Here is a 3,392-nt window from a genome sequence, read left to right as displayed (position 1 = left end):
GGGACAGATACTCAGTCAGTTAATCATATACTTTCCAGACCGAGTGGAGAACTATATCCGCTAGTTTTATCGAACGGAGTTTACACAAAATTATTGACAGACCCGTTATCTGCAATATGAAAATTGTGGGACCGACTAACTGATTCTGATGTTGGAGGTTATATTTTTTGAATTCATCACAGTTCATAAAAAAATGGGAAATACAACGTAGAAAAGGTAAGACACATTATATTATTCGTTACTCTATTTTGCTTATAGTTGCAGACCACCTAGGAGGGGGAATAGGCAATCTTTTAGCACGTAGACCACCTTTGATCATGATGCAAAATACCCTAGTTTATCTGTGTAGCTTGCTGTTCTTAATACTAGTAAACGCGATTATAATTATACGTTCGTGGAACATTAAAAACACAAGGTTTAAAAGACTTATAGAAAGGCCGTTGTCTGAATAATCGCTGTAACACTTTTCTACTGGTGAACAAATACACTGTAGGGTCGGGAGACCATGTTTTTGTCATTTTTGCCGAAACTCGGCCGACCCTGTAAGGACTCCGAACGGGTTCCGATACCTTAAACCAGGTCAAAAAGTGTCCTTTGAACTCATAAAGAACCTTATGAACTCGGATTCGCAACGTAAGTCAGCTAAGAATGTAGAAATTATTGAGGATGAAATTTGATTCTGAGCAAAATGGTTGCTAACAGGTGGCAAACGAAACAAGGCATGTGCATGGATATACAAAGTTCGAACGATGTCTTGTGTCGCTATCGGAGCAGGATAGCGACATAAGAAACTCAATTGACTGCGCCTGCGGTTGTGGAATATTCACCCACGACCGCAGGCGCTTTTGATGCTGCGGGACATTTTTTTAGTGAGTAATTTATATCCATTTCACAACAGTTGTTTGCAAAAAGCAAATAAATACGGTATAGTCTCATTGTACGAATCGAAATTCATCCGTCCAGAGAAACTCATGCAACTACGTAGGAGGTCGGAACCATGGCGAAGATCCCGAAGCAAATTGTTTTTATTTATCGTTCGCTTCCTGTACTTTCTGTGATTCATGTCATCATCCCAGTTATTATGTGGCTTAATAAAAGCACACTAGTAGCCTCCATCAAAACGAGTTCCCCAGGTCTGTCAAAAGCTCAAATAGCAAGCTACACAAACATCGCTTTAAATGCTGGCATTGTATTTCATTTGGTCTTTGCCTTCGTATTTATTATTATGGCTAAACCAATTTTCAAAGGCTCGAAGAAGGCACGGACTCGTCTCACCATTTGGCTTATCATCAATTCGTTGGCGAGTCTTTTGTCATTTTATTTTTCGCCCATGTTTAGAATCGTCATACCTCCGTTAGACGTATTTCAGCTCCTATTGGTTGTGATCCTATGGATGCCAAGACCGTCTCAGTCCTTCTTCAAATTTCAGGCAGGGCAGGCACGAGACTAGATGTACGACCTTCTTAGGGTAATTTGACAGACCGCCAGTTTAGGGAACGTGGTAGAACATATTTTGGGGTGAGATTCTTTGATAAGTCGAGATGATATTCGGAATCTGGCTCACGGGATGATGAGTCTGATTGAAGAAATACAACATGGGCAAGACCGAGCCATTGATCGTATTTCTTTAACCGTTATGCAACAAGCGATGGTGAGTGGAAAAGTACGACCTTCTGATATAGCCAAGACTTTGCAAGTGAACCCGTCCTCCGTAACGCGGCGAGTTCAAACTTTGGAGGATGAAGGAAGGGTGAGCGTAGTCGTTGATCCCAATGACCATCGGTCATGTCTTATTGACATAACGGACAAAGGTCGGGAAGAGTTGAAACGCCTTGAAGACGCTGGATTAGACGTGTTCAGCAGAATTCTTGAGGGGTGGAGCGAAGACGAAGTTTGTACGTTCGCTAACCTTACATTACGGTTCGCAAACTCTATGAAGAATTGGCGTCTTTCACATCCAGCGACTCAGGAAAGCAAGTCGACTTCACCAAGGAAAAAGCGATGGAGATAAACCAGCACGTTGTCATTTGTTGAACATTTGGGTTGCATAACAAGGTTACTTCGTACTCCGTATGACTTTATCCTATATTTGGCTTGTATGGAGGGATGTTTATTTATAACTCGATTGTGTTACTCATGGTTCTGCTTGTCGTGTGGAAAGGATATAAGCGTGCACGTATCTTGATTGGTTGGCAACCCGTATGGAGAATTCGGGTATGGGGGATCGTAACTTTATTGGTAGCGGCATTGGTGCTTGTGCTTATGGTAGTGGCTTCAATTTATTTTGCTACACATCTGTTCTTGTTGCACATGGTCAAATGGAGCCAGCCTTCTGCTGTAGGGACTAGCATTTACTCTGTCTCTTGGGTTTTTGACATCATTGGCATTTTCATTGGATGCCTGTCAGCCATCATCGCTATTCATACCACACAGTTCGAGATGCGGAATGGCGATTGGCATTACAAATCAAACGTGTATATTAGTCTGGGCGTTCTTGTCATATTCGTGGCTTGGATTGCCTTTCGGATTGATTACATCTATTGGATTGTTCAGCATACCATCACTGTTCTTCATTCTATCCACCATCGTTTTGCTGCTCATGGAGCTTTAAGTGAAAATGAGGCTCAAGCAAAATTGTTTTCGGAGATGAAAGCACAATTCATCACCCAATTGCCTTCGTATTTCGAAGATCCATGGGTAAAAACTCCGTTGATGTTCACTGTTAGTTACTACGTGTACTATTTTGGAACGCTTCTGTATAAATCACGTCATCTCAAACTCACAAAGGGCTTATTCAAGCAGAGAGCAATGAAATGATCTTCCCAGACAGCGCATGCATACGTAACTGTGGAGAGTTGTGTGGATATTGGGGGTTCAAAGGGTAGCAAATGATTGCCATATATATGTCCAAAATTTCGGTATTCTCGATGAATATTTGGGAGCGAGTTTATTGCGCATAAGGGCGCAAATGCGCAAGAGGGCTTTGGCTCTCTTATTGAATTAACGGGCATAAGAGTTCAATATATTTCCAACGTGATAGAATGATATACGTAAGTGACTTAACGGTCGATTGGGTGTGTGAGAGATGAAACTCAAGTGGCGATATGTTTTTTCGGCGTTTTTACTGTTGCTTATTGTCTATATAGGGTACAGATGGTACGGATATAAGAGCGAACCCGTTGGTCAAATAACAGGAACAACACTGATTCTGAACGGGATCACTTACGTTGCTGAACCCAATGCACGTCCCATACAGAATGTTTTTCTGAAACATGTGGGGCGAACGGATAATGGAGGTTCCATTTGCGTCATTAACGGGGAGAGTCCAAGCGACTTTGTGTACGTGATTGGCGATATGTGGGAAGAAACTTATCGTAGAGAAACACTCCCGA

The 3,392-nt window shown here is 42.0% G+C and carries 4 protein-coding genes; all 4 read left to right on the top strand.

The genetic code is table 11. From position 1 onward, the window contains the following. Window positions 1-997: 997 nt before the first annotated feature. Window positions 998-1,450: a hypothetical protein gene (locus ACFSB2_RS21130; protein WP_377945092.1), complete on the top strand. Its 453-nt coding sequence runs from the start codon at window positions 998-1,000 to the stop codon at window positions 1,448-1,450. A 117-nt stretch (window positions 1,451-1,567) separates the two neighbouring features. Then, window positions 1,568-2,011 (top strand): MarR family winged helix-turn-helix transcriptional regulator, encoded by a 444-nt coding sequence (locus tag ACFSB2_RS21125; protein WP_377945094.1) that lies wholly within the window; start codon window positions 1,568-1,570, stop codon window positions 2,009-2,011. 95 nt (window positions 2,012-2,106) lie between these two features. Beyond that, the gene (locus ACFSB2_RS21120; protein ID WP_377945091.1) at window positions 2,107-2,817 is read left to right on the top strand and encodes a CcdC protein domain-containing protein; all 711 of its coding nucleotides are present in this window, start codon (window positions 2,107-2,109) and stop codon (window positions 2,815-2,817) included. A gap of 268 nt (window positions 2,818-3,085) precedes the next feature. Continuing rightward, on the top strand, window positions 3,086-3,392 hold a 307-nt coding region (locus ACFSB2_RS21115), incomplete at its 3' end, for a hypothetical protein (protein WP_377945090.1).

The sequence above is a fragment of the Alicyclobacillus fodiniaquatilis genome, from assembly GCF_042678105.1.
In the GTDB taxonomy this organism is placed as follows: Bacteria; Bacillota; Bacilli; order Alicyclobacillales; family Alicyclobacillaceae; genus Alicyclobacillus; species Alicyclobacillus fodiniaquatilis.
Note: the sequence above shows the minus strand (reverse complement) of the source record. Positions and strands in the feature narration are given on the sequence as shown.

What these genes read in the sequence shown, in the direction of transcription:
- ACFSB2_RS21130 (WP_377945092.1), top strand. Translation starts at nt 998, where the DNA reads ATGGCGAAGATCCCGAAGCAAATTGTTTTTATTTATCGTTCGCTTCCT.
- ACFSB2_RS21125 (WP_377945094.1), top strand. Translation starts at nt 1,568, where the DNA reads ATGATGAGTCTGATTGAAGAAATACAACATGGGCAAGACCGAGCCATT.
- ACFSB2_RS21120 (WP_377945091.1), top strand. Translation starts at nt 2,107, where the DNA reads ATGTTTATTTATAACTCGATTGTGTTACTCATGGTTCTGCTTGTCGTG.